This window comes from Providencia sp. PROV182 (assembly GCF_028480325.1).
Taxonomy (GTDB): Bacteria; Pseudomonadota; Gammaproteobacteria; order Enterobacterales; family Enterobacteriaceae; genus Providencia; species Providencia hangzhouensis.
In genome coordinates this window covers 120,566-135,096 of record NZ_JAMPOL010000010.1, presented here as the reverse complement: position 1 = coordinate 135,096, position 14,531 = coordinate 120,566, and the positions used below count along the sequence as shown (strand labels likewise).

The following is a 14,531-nucleotide window of genomic DNA, read 5'->3' as shown; positions in this document are numbered from 1 at the left end:
TATCAACATAACTATCAAAACTGATTTATTTAATCATACTCACTTAGATCTTTTCTTGGCATTTTTCTTTTTATACTTTCTGGTTATAGCTACTTCCTCCATGGCAGCTCTGACATCATCGTAATCTCTAGACCAATTGACAATTTTGTTAGTTAAATCATCATATTTGATCTCTATTTGTGGATATTTATTTTTTACTAATTCAATATACCCCCATAAATCTTCTGTAATTATTTTTGCTGCAACAGTTTTGTTTTTCCATTTTAAAGACTTAGGGTTCGATTCAAGCAACAACTCACATGCTTTTTGTCTTATTTTAGCGTAGCCATCACTCCTAGTTCGGATTCCCTTTTTAGCCGCCTCAGATCGTTGTCTATTCAATCGATTTAAATCTTCACTAAAATAACTATAAACGCCTAATCCAAAGCTCTCGCTTAGCACCTCTAGACTTTGCATTAAACACTCAACAACGACAACTTTATGCTGGAATGGGGTATTTCTTTCATAAAAATTCATCGCTAATTGAAAGTTAACACTTGACCAAAATACACTGTTTAAAAGATAAACATTAACGCCTTTATCTTTATCATTAAATTTAAGATGCAGACTCCTAACTCGTCTGCGATAACTACCTACTGGGTCTTTATTATTTGATATTTTGGCATATAACTCCGCTGCATACTTTTTAACTTCATCATCTTCCCCATTCAACATACCTAAAACTTTTAACGTTGAATCAGCCCGTAAACCCCTCCACCCTCTTTTTTTTATTTCATCATGAAATTGTGCTTGTTTACTTTCAGTAGCCTTACAAACGACACGCATTAAATCAATTAAATCATCCACTTAAAACACCCTCAATATTATTTTTGCTTCCACCATATTTTTCATCCCTAAGCCGCAATAAAATAGCTATTACAAACTTAAACATAACTTAATAAGTAGAGGAAATCACACTATGAATCAATCCAATATCATGATTCTTCGACTACCCACTGTAATCGAACGCATTGGTATCGGTCGTTCCACCATCTATGACTGGATCAACCCAACATCACCAAGGTATGACCCAACGTTTCCTAAACAAAAAAAATTAGGGAAGCAATCTGTTGGTTGGATCGAATCCGAAATCAACGATTGGTTACTTCAACGAGAGTCAACCTAGCTAGTCATTATTTTATCATTAACGATACTAATGTTTTATTGAGAATGTTTATTATTGTGAAGAAGTTAAAGAAGTAAAACCAAAACAGGCCTAAATTATCGAATATTAACTATTCAATAACGTTAAAAATTATTTATACAAAACTTAAGAGAGGATAATTATCATGTCTCAACGGATAACTATTACTGTAAAAAATGAAAACAGTTTAAAACAGATAGATGAGTACTGCTGTAAGCATAAAACTTCACGTTCATCTTTAATAACCAGTATATTAAAGAGTGCTTGCCCATTACTTTCAGAGATAAACCAATACACTCAATTAACTAACGAGCTTGAAAGTAAATTATTTTCCCCTGATAAATCTTCAATGAATTATCAAGGGAAAGCATCTACATTTTCTTTAGCTGAACATCTTTTAGATATATGGCAAACGCACATAATAGAAAAAGGTGTCATTATTGATCAACATGCTTATCCTCATGCATTTAAAAGTCCTAAAGTTGGTCTCAAAGAAAAAATAAGCATTCAAGAAGAACTAGAGCACTATATTAGCGAACCCAATATTAAGAAAGCCATCTTTATTTATACTGATAGGCATGTTCACTATAAGCTACATAAAGCAGGTGGATTATCAAATACAATTTTAATTAAAAATACTGAGTATAAAAATTACGTTTTTGACTTTAATGGGATCATTAACATACCGATGAATGATATTGTTTTTTTTGGCATTGAAGAAGCGATAAAGAAAAGTAAGGTACAGTTAAAACATACCTATGAGGCTTTTATACCGATTTATCACACAAACCATCAGTGCATTCTAATTGGGGTTATTGATAGGAACAATGCCAACAAAAGAATAGACAAAAGCTCAAACACCATAATCATAAACCCATTATAACAGGTCATTAATGCGTTTTTTGATACCTAAGGGAATAAAATGAGCCAATATGCATACATCCGAGTAAGACATGATGACAGTGATGCCTTAGCAAATCTTGAGCAATACACACAGGAAATTGTCACGTTTTGCCCTGATGTTAAGGATAATATCATCATTGAACGTCAACCATTGCTTGATGTGAAACTTCCTCCACCACAACTTATGGAGCATATTGACCATATTTTAACACCAGAAGACACTTTAATAACAAGGAGTCTCTATGATATAGGAAATAATACTCAGCAGGCTGCACAGATTTTATCTCGATGCCACGAACTTGGTATGGCTGTTATCATCCTTAATCAGTCTATCACGAATATATTTGAACAGAAGTTTTTCTTGCTAGACGTGCTGAATCTATTAAATGATTTAGAAGAAAGCTATGAAGCACTAAAACTAAGCAGGCGACATTACATTTCGTTATCCCAAAATAAGTCATTAGGTCGACCAGCAGGAAGTAAGTATAAGGATTATATTTACGAGCTAAGGTGCAAGGGATATAAACAACGCGAGATAGCAAATAAACTTAACATTAGTCTTTCAACTATAAAGCGCCACTGGAATAAAGATATTTTCGAATAGGACTAACTCCAGAGTCATTAATTAATAGAAAATGCAGTTACAGTGCGACTCTAAATATAGTTTTCGTGTTGGATAGGTATTATATATACCATCTATCATAGCTAGCAAACAATAAAGACTATAGGGGAAACTTATTATATAAAAACACCAAGGAGATGACATCCGATTTAATAAAAACTATTTTAAATCTTATTAACCAAATCATGAAAAAGGGATAACACAGATCCTTTGCTTTATCCCTATATTACTTTAATCATATTAAAGGGTAAGTTAATATTGCCCTAGGAAATACTCATGTCTAAAAATGAATATAATGAATTTTATCTAGAATGCATTTCTGATACATTGAACTATGCTTTAAAGGAATACCCTCGTATCACGGTAATACGAGTTGACCTTCACTTTCCGCCTATTATCGATAATGGAGATATGCCGACATGTTTCCCTTATTTAGAAGGAAGTCCTATATCCCGATTTACTGATTCCTTAAAGGCTAAACTTAAGCACGATCAACACCGTAAAAAGCTTCAAGGTAAACGTACTTTTGAAAACAACATGCGTTATATGTGGGTAAAAGAAATTGCAACCGCGACACTCCCTCACTACCATGTATTTTTAGTCTTCAATAAAGACGCATACTACCATTTAGGGGACTACAATTTGTTCGAGCCTAGTTTACGGACCATGATCACCACAGCTTGGTACAATGCATTACAGCTCGAATTTGATCCTTCTTTTGATACAGGCACATTAGTACACTACCCGGAAAACTGCCGATATTGCTTAAATAAACTTTCAGCATCATTTTCTGAGGATTACCAATTAGTCATGAAACGTTTAAGTTATTTAGCAAAAGAATACTCCAAGCAGTACAGCCCTGTGCGTCGTAGTTTAGGGCGTAGCCAGTATTGATATTTGTGGTGGCCTTAAGGCCACCTATACAATAATCGATATTAGTAGCTACTCATACGGTGGAGCTAATACCTCACGATTACCATGGTGGTCTTGTTCACTAACTATGCCTTGTAATTCTAGCTGCTCTACAATCATTGCGGCTCTATTGTAACCGATTCGGAACTGCCGCTGGATCCCTGAAATAGAAACGCGCTGTTTTTCTACAACATACTCAGTTGCTTGGTCAAATAATGGGTCAAGTTCTTCCTCTACCACATCTCCATTCTGGGCATCCCCATAAAAATTAAGATAACTCGCGCTTCCCCATCGTTTACAATAATCGACTGTATCCCTGATATCTGAATCACTCACATAAGTACCTTGGATCCTAGTCGGTTCAGATAAACTCGGTGATGCGAATAGCATATCACCCAAACCAAATAGTGATTCGGCACCATACTGATCAAGGATTAAATTAGAATCAGCCCTAGACGACACAGAAAGAGCAATACGCGTAGGAATATTGGTTCGAAGCTGTGAACCGATACTGGTGGATAAAGGGCTGCGAGTCGTTAGAATTAGATGAATACCAACCGCGTGACCTTGCTGGCTCAATAGAACTAACATTTCCCCTATTTGTTTATACTCGCCAATAAGTTGAACGTAATCATCAACACAAACAACAATTTCAGGCTCACTGTCTAAATAAGGATGATCGCTATAATTTTCATTAGGGCGCCAGAAAGGATCAGGTATAGGCCTACCTAACTCTTTCGCACTTGATATTACCTTATTGTATCCACTCAAATTACGTTGATTTAATGCTCCAAATAATTTTTGTCTACGCTTTAACTCATTAACCAAAAACGTTAATGCCTTTATTGATTCAACGAAATCAGAAGCGGAAGGAAATAATAAGTGGGGTATATCGTTGTATAAACTGAGTTCAAGCTGGCTTGTGTCAAACATCACAAAGCGAACTTTATCCGGTGAGTTTCTGTATAAAATGCTCATTACCAGAGAATGCATTAACATTGACTTGCCTGAGCGGGTCACGCCAGCAATAAGTAAATGTGGCATTTGAGCTAGATCCCAACCAACTGGCTCCCCTATAATATCTTCTCCTAACATGACGGAAAGGGAAGATAATCTATTGTTTCCGCTCCATAAATTAAAGCAGTCAACAAAAGGTACTACTCGACGATATGTGTTAGTGACTCGCAATCCGATATAAGGCGTACCTGCAATAAAATCAATAATTTTTATATCAACGGCGCTCAGGGAACGACACAATTCTGGCACTACCGCTGTCACTTGAGAGGCTTTTATCCCTCTGCCCAGTTCGATTTTAAAGAGTGCAAATGTTGCGCCTTCGTCATAACCGACAACCTCACCTCTTATTTGGTATTGCAGAAAGCAAGATTCAATAGCACAGGCCATAGCTTCTAGCTCTTGAGGTGACCAACAAAGCTCAGAGGTATGAATAAACGGTTGTGCCATAAAGTCCTCCCATCAAGGCGTGTTAGTTCAGTAAATTAGGGTCACCAACTATATTTCAACTATTACCCACCACACCAATTGATACTTCTTAAAATTATCAGCTTGCTTTCATATACTTAATCATTTGCCACTGGAAGGAAACTGTTTTGATGTCATAAATCATATCCGCCATTTATTGAGCGAAACCATCGAACTCTTCCGCCATTGAGCACATCTTTCTCTTTGCATTGGTTAGTGTTGGTTATTTTTACGCTAACTGCTGATAATATATACAAAATAGGTTTGGATAAGATTATCGCATAAAATCAGGTTGGTTTGGGCGACAAGAGTTAAAATTATATCAAACTATATCGCCCAATTCTTATTGCTTAGAGTTAGGAGGAGAAAACTGATAATCAGCAACGTATGCACCAATAGGCCCTGTTTTTGCTGTAACCCATACGGTTCCTGTATTTGTCTGAGTTTTCGATTTTGGATTGCTGATACACAGTAATTTCCACCGCTCTGTATAAGTTTCTTTTATCCATATGCCGTGGTCACATCGACTAAATCGGCTAGTGGTAGGTCCCGGTGATGTGATTTCATACTCTGTTTGATAGCGAATGGTTTTGTTTGTTAGTAAATACGTCAGCACATCAAACACAGGAACGATTAACATAAAACCAGCGAACCCAGACCATAGAAAATTTTTAAATGCGCTTTTTAACGGACAACGTAAAATGCTCCAAGTTCCACCAATTACACTTACAATAGCAGCAAACGCAATAGAAATAGTCCATTGAGGAAACCATTCAAACATAACTGTTCTATGGCCTAATATTATTGACCAATACATGAACGCTATCCAAATGACAACAAGAACAACGCCCCAGTAAACAGAAATTATTTTGCTCTTGTTGCCCCGACTGTATGATTTGAATTGGTATTCCATGTAAACCTTGCATCGCTAAAAAATGCGCCTTCATCGAAGCACTGATTCATTATGTATTTAAATCAAACTAATTATATCTATCACGATACTGCTGCTGAGTAGACTCAATATATAAAAAAATATTTAATTTCAATTTGTTAAATCACACACTGCTTATATATCTCAAAATTTTTTATAATTCGTTGGTAAACAACACGCTCTTTTTCTCCAAAGTATGCAGGGTGGCAAGACTTGATAAAATATATTCCTTCCGACCAAAACAGTTCGTCACTAATTTTCTCCATCGAGCAAAAAATGTGATTTTTAACCACACTAAATGTCCCACCACATATAACAATATTGGGTTTCAGTAACTCTATTTGTTGTTTAATTTCAGTTTTATGACTCTTAACAAACTCACTAAGCTTTTTATCAGATGTTCTATTTTTCCCTGACGACTTCATAATGTTAATGTATGCTATTTTTTCAAACGCCAACCTTTCAAGTCTTTTCTTTCTTGCATTTTCATAGGTTATGTTTTCACCATAATTTAATATGCCTTGTGACCACAAACCAACACGACGAAGAACTGAAGAACGCCCATGGGACCATTTCGACTTTTTATTATCCAACGAGTTTAAGATCCTTTCTCTGATATCGATGTTTTCTTTTGTTCCATTTGTTTCTTTCAGTAAAAAAAGAAGTCTCAGCGATGATGAAAAGTAGCTCGGTGTTAGTGGCCCATCAAGATTAAAATTACCCCCGAAATTATTTTTCCATTCAGTCAAAAATAAATCATGGCTCTTCAAATTAAATCTCTCCTGATTAGGACTGCGTATAAATTCAATGAAGTTTTAACAGTGAAATTATCACACAAATAGTTAAGATGAGATACCTCACATTTAAACAGGTTATTTCAAATAATCTCAGATATATATTATCTCCTTGAATAACTATCATTCTCTTTTATTTCAAGGAGTAATATGCCTCAGCACTCTCACTTCAAACCGCTCCTATTAGCACTACCTTATTCATTCCAAACCTCTTTTTTCACCCAACTCAACCACCTAATCAACTACTCTCCAACTATCGGCCTGATGGGTAAAACAGGTGCTGGAAAATCCAGTCTCATCAACGCCCTATTCCAATCCTCACTATCGCCTGTAAGTGATGTCTCCGGCTGCACACGCCAAGCGCAACGCTTCAGTATGAAGGTGAACAACCATACACTCACATTTATTGATTTACCCGGCGTAGGGGAAAGCCTTGAGAGAGATAGAGAATACCACCAGCTCTACCGTAACTTATTGCCAGAACTGGATTTAATTATCTGGGTACTCAAAGCCGATGATAGGGCATGGTCTTCTGATGAACAGTGTTATCGCTTTCTCACTGAGCAATACGGTTATCAACCTGAACATTTTCTATTCGTGCTAAACCAAGCCGACAAGATAGAGCCCTGCCGTCAATGGGATGAACACAACCACCAGCCATCTCCTGAACAAGCGGTTAACTTGGAATTAAAGCAACAAGCCGTGATAACAGCATTTAAGCCACATCACCCTGTGATGACGGTTTCTGCGGTCGAAAACTATCAACTCACTGAATTAGCAGAGCAATTAATACAGGCGTTACCAGCGAAAGCCAGTAGCGGTGTGGCTAGGCAACTGAATAACACTTATCGGACACAATCCGTAGAAACTTCGGCACGTAACGATTTTGGGCAATGTATCAGTGATATTGTGGATACCTTAATCGATATCATTCCCTTGCCACCACTGATAAAATATACGATCAACACTGTTAAAAATAGCATCGTCTCCGCCGCTAAGTCCCTGTGGAGTTTTTTCTTTTAACTTCTTAAATTAACACAATATTGATGACATCAAGCGCCAGTCCTTAACGGGATTGGCGCTTTTTTATTTCTTTTTATTGGAGTATCAACTGATGAACCATTCAACTGAATCTACTATCACAATGGAATTAGTCCCTGATGAACAACGCCTTGATTTTTGGTTCAACCATTTTGGTGCAGTGAAAGGCTGGGCCACCTTTGAAGTGGTGATCTTTACCACGATGGGCCAATTCTGCGATGAGTATCATGGCGGTTACTGGGAGTACGGCTCGCTTAATAATGGCGGTGCCTTTATCTACCCCGATATCAACGCAGACACCTTAACCCTATTCAACATGCACAACGGCAATGAAGCCACCGTGAGCCAAGAGGCGGCAGGCATTGCGGTGTGTCTGATCCTGTACAGCATCTGGTCATTCCAAACCAAAAGTGAATTGATGTGCGACCGCTTTTATCAGCTGCGTGAATATGCCCTACAACATCCCGAATCTGCTGCCATTTTCCACTTAATTGATTAATCAGGAGTCTATCATGAGTTTATTAGCTTCACGTTTTGGCTCTGCTAACAGTATTCGTCGTGACCGTCCACTCACCATAGAAGAGTTATTTCGTACTGTACCGAGCGTTTTCTCAGAAGAAAAACACGATTCACGTAGTGAGCGTTATACTTACATTCCAACCATTACCTTGTTAGATAGCCTGCAAAAAGAAGGCTTCTATCCGTTCTTTGCCTGCCAAACTCGGGTGCGTGATATCAGCCGTCGAGGGCACACCAAGCATATGTTGAGGTTGCGTCGTCATGACCAAATCACGGGCGTACAAGTCCCTGAAATTATTTTGCTCAATAGCCATGATGGCTCAAGCAGCTATCAGATGTTGCCGGGGCTCTTTAGAGCCGTATGCTCCAACGGTTTGGTGTGCGGTGACGTATTAGGGGAAGTGCGTGTCCCCCATAAAGGGGATGTGGTGGGGAAAGTGATTGAAGGAGCCTATGAGGTACTCGATACGTTTGAGCAGGTCGCTGAAAAACGCGAAAGTATGCAGTCGTTATTGTTACCTCCACCCGCCCAGCACGCCTTTGCTGAAGCAGCTTTGGCCTACCGCTTTGGTGATGAATTTCAGCCCGTCACGCGAGAGCAAATTCTACAGCCTCGACGTTTTGAAGATAAGAAAGAAGACCTTTGGACGGTGTACCAACGTTTACAAGAAAATCTGATTAAAGGGGGATTATCAGGCAAAACTGCAAAAGGTAAACGTGCTCGCACTCGCTCGGTGAATGGGATTGATGGCGATATCAAACTCAATAAAGCCCTGTGGGTGATGGCGGATACCTTATTTAACCAACTCGCCCCTTGCCAGCCCAACTAATTTTCCCGCCCTGACAGGTTGTGTCGTTACACCTCACTTTCCTATCGTTTAAATAAACAGCATGACGTTATTTATCAATGAATTACTTATAGTCATTTTTCACTAAAAAGCCCAATGAGAATTTTTCCCAACAGACATAACCTGTCAATCCCCTAAGTTAAACTCCCTTATCCCTATCATTTCTAACTGTCTGTTATTGAGAGCAATACGTTATGTTTCAGACCAACCGAAAATATGACCGCATGGCTGTGCGACTCTCTGCGCTGATTGCCCGCTTAATGGCAGGAGAAAGCCTTGTGCTCTCGCATTTAGTCCAAGAGTTCAATGTTTCTGAACGCACGTTACAACGGGATTTACGTGAACGCTTGGCTTATCTGGGGGTAGAAGGTCGGCAAGGTTGCTATCGCTTGCCCATCAATACACTAAAAGCTTATCGAGACAAAGATGTTCTTACCTTTGTGAAACAGATTGGGATGACTCGGTTGTTTCCGGGGCTAGATAGCCGCTTACTCGGGTTACTGTTAACCCAGCAGCCCCATGCGCCTTGTTTGATTTGGCATCATGCCCATAAGATTTCGGCTTTGCATGCCGACCATTTCTATCAATTGGTGTATGCCATTACCAGTAAGCAATCTATTAGCTTACTTACGCCTGAACGTCGTTTTAATCCACTACAACCGTATCAACTGATTTACCGTGAAGGTCAGTGGTATTTACTGGCTGAATATCACCAGCAAGTGCATGTTTTGCTGTTAGAGGATATCCAGCAAGTTCAACCGCTCAATACCCCTTTCACACCGAAAAATGAAGTGATGCAGCTGCCACAACAAAACAGCTTTATCGCAGCCTTACCGCATTTCCGATTGATATCACAAGTACTTACCTCTCTTCCATCACACAAAGAAAGGAGCCGACCATGACGTTATTAACCCCACTAGCATCGCATCCAACCCATTGCCCTCATTGTTCTTCTGAGCAAGACATTATTGCATGGGGCTCGGGCTGGATGTGCCGCGACTGTGGTCACGAGTGGGTCATGCCTATTCATAATCACCCTCATACCGTGAATTCATTATCACATAAGGAAGTTTAAAAATATGAACACCGTTCCACACTTACAACTGGGTTTAGAACGCATTGCTATCGTTATCAGTATTTTGTTATGCCTTTGGATCACTGGCGTATTGTTAACACATTTCCAGCTTATCGCCCTCATCATGAACCCGTATGGGATCACATTGATGTACTTCGTTTTATATCTCTTGGCTTTGGTTACCCCACAACTCTTGGCGCAACTAGGCTTATGGGTTTTGAGTGCCTTTAAGGGGATTGATTATAAAATCCATTTCAACCCCAAATTAATTGCCATTATCTCTACCAGCATTATCGGATTAGCCCTCTCTAGCCTACTGATTATCATGTCATCCAGTTGGCTATACGGTTTTACTGAAAATATCGCCACCACGATATTGCTGGTTGATTTGCTTATCGCCAGTGGTATTACCTTTTATCTTCATCGACGAATTCGTCACTGGCTTTCAGTGCGGCTAAATCGTCAACCATCACATTAACCATGATCAGCAATTTTGTTGTGAATGTCTTATTCACCAGATAACCACCGAATACGCCATATCAGGGAAAACCAAGCACCCATTAGACGGTGTTCATCAAGCGTCAATCTGACGTTTCTATTTATGTTGATAGGAATTTATAATGAAAAGATATGCAGTTGTAACTGTATTGGCCTCACTGTGGTTGATGACATCCCCCGCCTCTGCCACCAGCCAGCCCCCTAAAAATACCATTTGGGAATATAAAGGTGATGGCGGTAAAACCTTATGGCAAGTGTGTGGAAGCCAGAATAGTACTTGTAGGATTGTGGGCTCAACCAAGCATTATGTTGCTGTACTGAATCATAAATCTGCGTCAGGTTGCGCATTTGGTGATTTTTATATCGTGGCAAGAACTGACGGAAACTGGCAACAACGCGATACAGGGACTTGTAGCCCTAATGCCTACGTCCAAAAAGGAACCATTAATAATGGTCAGTACTCTTCGGTCGATATTGGTGTTGGCGGGACGATTGTGGCCCGTTACCCCATTGGGTATTGGAGTATGCAAAAAGAGTTCTCAGGCAAGAACCGACCGCGCTGGAAAGAAAAAGACCGTACTAAAGGCGGATTGCAAACCAACCAACAATAAAAAACATTCTCGCTACCGTTACTTGTGGTAGCGAGGACGATACAAGATAACAAAAGGAAATATAATGAATAAGATAAAAAGTGTATTTGCGATAGGATTATTGGCATTCAGTGCATTTAGCTTGGCTGAAGAACAACAGCGTTATGCAAGCATCACACATACTAGCTCAAATTTTATTAACCAAGGTTACTGTGGTTATTCATTTACTCTCGATAATGGCGGTAACCATATGGTTCTAGACCATGCGGAGTTTGGTGCGCTTGAGATAACCTTGAGAATGAGAGATAGGCAAGGAAAAGTATTAGGGGATACGGTACTGGAAGTGGAACCTTTTGGCGATTCTAGCGCCACTCGTGCCACCTTTGCTGGATTAGAAATACCTTGTGAGGATGTCGCTGAGTTTGAGATGGTTAAAGCAGTGGAAGATCAAAATGGTCGTAAGGTTGAATTGCCGCTATCGATCTTTGAGGCTAGTAACCCAGAGTTAGCTAAGATGTCGGTCGCCGGAAAAAAGTAGTATTCCTATCGTAATATATCTAAATAAAATCAATATTCTAAAATAGATACTACTGTTCAACTTTGCAGTAGTATCTTTCGATAAAATCTAGTTTATTAGTCGATTTGGCTTATTTACCTAACAAATCACCAGCTTGAATTCAACAGCCTTCAAAATTTTCAATGTATTATGTAGAATTAATTTAAATGTTTTAAATAGAGAATTGTAATGAAAAACAAAATTTTAATAGTCACGAGCAGTTATGATCGTACATGTGATTATATAATTAATCGTTATAGAAATATAAATTTTTTCCGTTTAAATACAGATTACTTTTCAACTTACAAAGTTAGTTATGATTTATCTGGGTTTAAAATTACAAATAGTCTAGGTGAAGAAATCAGCACTACTAGCTGTAAATCAATTTATTATAGAAAACCAGCATCAGAAAATCTTACTGGCATCATTGATTCTAAATATCATACATTTAGTCTCAAAGAAAGTCATTCACTTATTGATGGTATAGTTGAAAGCTTTTCAGGTCCTTGCCTATCAAAACCATCTATTATGCGCAGAGCTGATAATAAAATATTACAAATAAAAATTGCTCAGCAAGTAGGCTTCTTGATTCCAAAATTAACTATTACCAATAACAAATCAGAGATTAATAAACTAGAAAAAAATAACACCATTGTTAAACCAATATCTATTGGCTCTATTTTAAACAACAATGAAAAAGAATATGTACAGACTAATAAATACAATCCAAACATCAATGATGATGGGTTAAAGTATTCTCCCGCATATTTCCAAGAATATATAAAAAAAGATTATGAAGTTAGAGCCACATTTATTTCAAAACAGGATTTCACGGTAAAAATAATTTCTAAAAACCAAGTTGACTGGCGTAAAATAAATAATGAATTAAAATATGAATTAATCAATATCCCAAAGGATATCTACAAAAAATGCTTGGATTTCATGTCTCAAAACAGCATTGATTTTGGCTGTTTTGACTTCATCGTTAGTGATGGTGACTGGTACTTTCTTGAAATGAATGCAAATGGACAATGGGCATGGTTAGAATTTGAAATTGGTTGTGATATATCTAAAGCTATAGTGGAGTATTTAAATCATGATTAGCACTATTACTTTTGTTCTAAAACTATTAAATACCTTACCAATATTCCATATATCAAATGATGATAATTTTGGAACTTATAATAACTTTAGTACCGCTAGACTATCTTTATTTTCAATACCTCTAGGGACAAATATAATTTATGTAATTTCACTGAATAGAGTTAATAATAAATTTAATTTTTTTAAGTGTATTTCTTTTGATGAATTACAAAGCCGAGTTGAACCAAGTGAGGTTGAGGAAAAAGTAAAAAGCTATGAATTATACTTGAGAACATCTACTAACCTACAACAAATTCAACAAGAAGAATTTCTAAAAATCAGGATAGCAGAAAGCATTGGCTCTCTTTACTCCTTACATAATAAAGTTTCATTTTATTCTACCATCGGATTAGCTTTATTCGGTTTCCTAGGTTTTTTACTTACAGAAATCGTGAACTTTAAAACCTTTTTTTATATAAAATTATCGCCCTATTTTTTATGGGGTTTATCTCTAGTTTATGCAACAAATTTGACATTATTCATTAAAAAAGCAATTGCTGTTAGCTCCTTCTATAAATCGAGTTTTGGTGATTTGAAAAAAAACTCAAAAGAAACAGCTTTATCTACAGCTTTTTATAGAGATTGGTATGATATAAAAGATGCCGTTCGATATTACGCTAGTTTAGTGAAAAATATAGAAAAATACCTGTACCGTCTTATAGGCGCATGTATTCTAACTTGGCTAAGTATTTTTATATTAAGCAACTTTTTTTCTTACACATATGATTATTATATAGTGTATTTACAGACTCATTTTTCCACTTTTATATCATAATGAACGGAGCTGCACCAAATGAAACCATATATCATGAATTACAGTGAAACACTGACCATAAAGCAATCAAATATCATGCATCAAATTGATTCTACTAGAAAAACATTTACTATTGAGCCAGATGACCATGATGAAATCCTAGGATTGTCGACAACACTTACAGAAACTATTGAAAATAGCGATCGTGACGAAATTGGCACATATTCAACGTTACATACTAATATTGTAGAAAACTCAGACCATGATGAAATTTACTATATGAGTACAATTGAAACAGCTGTAATAGAAAACTCCGATAACGATGAACTCAATTTATTTACTACTGTTGAAACTCGTGAATTAGAAACATCTGATACCGACCATATATCTTATTTCTTATCCGATACAACAATCATTACCAAAGTGCTTGAGCAATCAGATAACGATGAATAATTGTTAAAATGAGCCTTAGATGCTGCGCCCTTCCCTAGTTATTCGGTCGGGCAATCATTTATTTTAGATACTTAATTTTACCTCTTTCTACTCTTACTAATACTGTTCGCCTTATCTTTAGCATTGACATAAGTACGATTGTGCTAACATTAAGTACTGGAGTTCAATAGCTTTAATCTATAAGTAAAATCCAAACTGTTTTTATAAAGTATAAAAAATGCGTAATA

Annotated in this window: 19 protein-coding genes; 15 read left to right on the top strand and 4 right to left on the bottom strand. The window is 37.4% G+C overall.

Annotated features, from left to right (window positions below):
• Positions 1-39: 39 nt before the first annotated feature.
• Positions 40-846 (bottom strand): hypothetical protein, encoded by an 807-nt coding sequence (locus PR834_RS08660; RefSeq protein ID WP_048608911.1) that lies wholly within the window; start codon positions 844-846, stop codon positions 40-42.
• A gap of 112 nt (positions 847-958) precedes the next feature.
• On the opposite strand from PR834_RS08660, the gene PR834_RS08655 reads away from it, so the two are divergent.
• The 4 genes from PR834_RS08655 (at position 959) to PR834_RS08640 (ending at position 3,602) form a co-directional block, all read left to right on the top strand.
• Positions 959-1,165 (top strand): helix-turn-helix transcriptional regulator, encoded by a 207-nt coding sequence (locus tag PR834_RS08655; RefSeq protein ID WP_048608913.1) that lies wholly within the window; start codon positions 959-961, stop codon positions 1,163-1,165.
• A gap of 163 nt (positions 1,166-1,328) precedes the next feature.
• Positions 1,329-2,066, top strand: coding sequence for a hypothetical protein (locus PR834_RS08650; RefSeq protein ID WP_048608915.1), 738 nt, complete (start codon positions 1,329-1,331; stop codon positions 2,064-2,066).
• A gap of 39 nt (positions 2,067-2,105) precedes the next feature.
• Entirely contained in the window at positions 2,106-2,690 is a 585-nt protein-coding gene (locus PR834_RS08645; RefSeq protein WP_072065774.1) for a recombinase family protein, read from the top strand.
• 294 nt (positions 2,691-2,984) lie between these two features.
• The gene (locus PR834_RS08640) at positions 2,985-3,602 is read left to right on the top strand and encodes an inovirus Gp2 family protein (RefSeq protein WP_048608917.1); all 618 of its coding nucleotides are present in this window, start codon (positions 2,985-2,987) and stop codon (positions 3,600-3,602) included.
• 48 nt (positions 3,603-3,650) lie between these two features.
• Here PR834_RS08640 and PR834_RS08635 read toward each other — a convergent pair whose 3' ends face one another.
• The 3 genes from PR834_RS08635 to PR834_RS08625 form a co-directional block, all read right to left on the bottom strand.
• A complete protein-coding gene (locus PR834_RS08635) occupies positions 3,651-5,084 on the bottom strand; it encodes a DNA translocase FtsK (RefSeq protein ID WP_048608919.1) in 1,434 nt (477 codons plus the stop codon).
• A gap of 361 nt (positions 5,085-5,445) precedes the next feature.
• The gene (locus tag PR834_RS08630; protein ID WP_230683900.1) at positions 5,446-5,883 is read right to left on the bottom strand and encodes a hypothetical protein; all 438 of its coding nucleotides are present in this window, start codon (positions 5,881-5,883) and stop codon (positions 5,446-5,448) included.
• A gap of 269 nt (positions 5,884-6,152) precedes the next feature.
• A complete protein-coding gene (locus tag PR834_RS08625) occupies positions 6,153-6,803 on the bottom strand; it encodes a hypothetical protein (RefSeq protein ID WP_048608924.1) in 651 nt (216 codons plus the stop codon).
• A gap of 174 nt (positions 6,804-6,977) precedes the next feature.
• On the opposite strand from PR834_RS08625, the gene PR834_RS08620 reads away from it, so the two are divergent.
• From PR834_RS08620 to PR834_RS08570, 11 genes are all read left to right on the top strand, one after another.
• Positions 6,978-7,850: a GTPase family protein gene (locus PR834_RS08620; RefSeq protein ID WP_048608926.1), complete on the top strand. Its 873-nt coding sequence runs from the start codon at positions 6,978-6,980 to the stop codon at positions 7,848-7,850.
• A 91-nt stretch (positions 7,851-7,941) separates the two neighbouring features.
• Positions 7,942-8,367 carry an antirestriction protein gene (locus PR834_RS08615; RefSeq protein ID WP_048608928.1) on the top strand — a complete coding sequence of 142 codons (426 nt, stop codon included), beginning with the start codon at positions 7,942-7,944 and terminating at the stop codon, positions 8,365-8,367.
• Positions 8,368-8,380: 13 nt separating this feature from the next.
• Entirely contained in the window at positions 8,381-9,217 is an 837-nt protein-coding gene (locus PR834_RS08610) for a DUF932 domain-containing protein (protein WP_048608930.1), read from the top strand.
• Positions 9,218-9,429: 212 nt separating this feature from the next.
• Positions 9,430-10,137 carry a helix-turn-helix transcriptional regulator gene (locus PR834_RS08605; RefSeq protein WP_048608931.1) on the top strand — a complete coding sequence of 236 codons (708 nt, stop codon included), beginning with the start codon at positions 9,430-9,432 and terminating at the stop codon, positions 10,135-10,137.
• On the top strand, positions 10,134-10,310 hold the full coding sequence (locus PR834_RS08600) for a hypothetical protein (protein WP_196299286.1): 177 nt from the start codon (positions 10,134-10,136) through the stop codon (positions 10,308-10,310). Before PR834_RS08605 ends, PR834_RS08600 begins: the two co-directional genes overlap by 4 nt.
• Before the next feature lie 4 nt (positions 10,311-10,314).
• Positions 10,315-10,788, top strand: a complete 474-nt coding sequence (locus PR834_RS08595) for a hypothetical protein (RefSeq protein WP_048608933.1) — start codon at positions 10,315-10,317, stop codon at positions 10,786-10,788.
• A gap of 142 nt (positions 10,789-10,930) precedes the next feature.
• The gene (locus PR834_RS08590) at positions 10,931-11,419 is read left to right on the top strand and encodes a hypothetical protein (RefSeq protein WP_048608934.1); all 489 of its coding nucleotides are present in this window, start codon (positions 10,931-10,933) and stop codon (positions 11,417-11,419) included.
• Between the two features lie 64 nt (positions 11,420-11,483).
• Entirely contained in the window at positions 11,484-11,936 is a 453-nt protein-coding gene (locus tag PR834_RS08585; RefSeq protein ID WP_272536594.1) for an IrmA family protein, read from the top strand.
• Between the two features lie 207 nt (positions 11,937-12,143).
• Positions 12,144-13,058, top strand: a complete 915-nt coding sequence (locus PR834_RS08580) for an MvdC/MvdD family ATP grasp protein (protein WP_048608936.1) — start codon at positions 12,144-12,146, stop codon at positions 13,056-13,058.
• The gene (locus PR834_RS08575) at positions 13,051-13,872 is read left to right on the top strand and encodes a hypothetical protein (RefSeq protein WP_197268985.1); all 822 of its coding nucleotides are present in this window, start codon (positions 13,051-13,053) and stop codon (positions 13,870-13,872) included. The genes PR834_RS08580 and PR834_RS08575 overlap by 8 nt, the downstream gene beginning before the upstream one ends.
• Positions 13,873-13,890: 18 nt before the next feature.
• On the top strand, positions 13,891-14,304 hold the full coding sequence (locus tag PR834_RS08570) for a hypothetical protein (protein ID WP_048608939.1): 414 nt from the start codon (positions 13,891-13,893) through the stop codon (positions 14,302-14,304).
• Positions 14,305-14,531 lie beyond the last annotated feature (227 nt).

Coding starts and splice junctions, on each gene's coding strand:
- PR834_RS08655 (WP_048608913.1), top strand. CDS start 959: ATGAATCAATCCAATATCATGATTCTTCGACTACCCACTGTAATCGAA.
- PR834_RS08650 (WP_048608915.1), top strand. CDS start 1,329: ATGTCTCAACGGATAACTATTACTGTAAAAAATGAAAACAGTTTAAAA.
- PR834_RS08645 (WP_072065774.1), top strand. CDS start 2,106: ATGAGCCAATATGCATACATCCGAGTAAGACATGATGACAGTGATGCC.
- PR834_RS08640 (WP_048608917.1), top strand. CDS start 2,985: ATGTCTAAAAATGAATATAATGAATTTTATCTAGAATGCATTTCTGAT.
- PR834_RS08635 (WP_048608919.1), bottom strand. CDS start 5,084: ATGGCACAACCGTTTATTCATACCTCTGAGCTTTGTTGGTCACCTCAA.
- PR834_RS08630 (WP_230683900.1), bottom strand. CDS start 5,883: ATGTTTGAATGGTTTCCTCAATGGACTATTTCTATTGCGTTTGCTGCT.
- PR834_RS08620 (WP_048608926.1), top strand. CDS start 6,978: ATGCCTCAGCACTCTCACTTCAAACCGCTCCTATTAGCACTACCTTAT.
- PR834_RS08615 (WP_048608928.1), top strand. CDS start 7,942: ATGAACCATTCAACTGAATCTACTATCACAATGGAATTAGTCCCTGAT.
- PR834_RS08610 (WP_048608930.1), top strand. CDS start 8,381: ATGAGTTTATTAGCTTCACGTTTTGGCTCTGCTAACAGTATTCGTCGT.
- PR834_RS08605 (WP_048608931.1), top strand. CDS start 9,430: ATGTTTCAGACCAACCGAAAATATGACCGCATGGCTGTGCGACTCTCT.
- PR834_RS08600 (WP_196299286.1), top strand. CDS start 10,134: ATGACGTTATTAACCCCACTAGCATCGCATCCAACCCATTGCCCTCAT.
- PR834_RS08595 (WP_048608933.1), top strand. CDS start 10,315: ATGAACACCGTTCCACACTTACAACTGGGTTTAGAACGCATTGCTATC.
- PR834_RS08590 (WP_048608934.1), top strand. CDS start 10,931: ATGAAAAGATATGCAGTTGTAACTGTATTGGCCTCACTGTGGTTGATG.
- PR834_RS08585 (WP_272536594.1), top strand. CDS start 11,484: ATGAATAAGATAAAAAGTGTATTTGCGATAGGATTATTGGCATTCAGT.
- PR834_RS08580 (WP_048608936.1), top strand. CDS start 12,144: ATGAAAAACAAAATTTTAATAGTCACGAGCAGTTATGATCGTACATGT.
- PR834_RS08575 (WP_197268985.1), top strand. CDS start 13,051: ATGATTAGCACTATTACTTTTGTTCTAAAACTATTAAATACCTTACCA.
- PR834_RS08570 (WP_048608939.1), top strand. CDS start 13,891: ATGAAACCATATATCATGAATTACAGTGAAACACTGACCATAAAGCAA.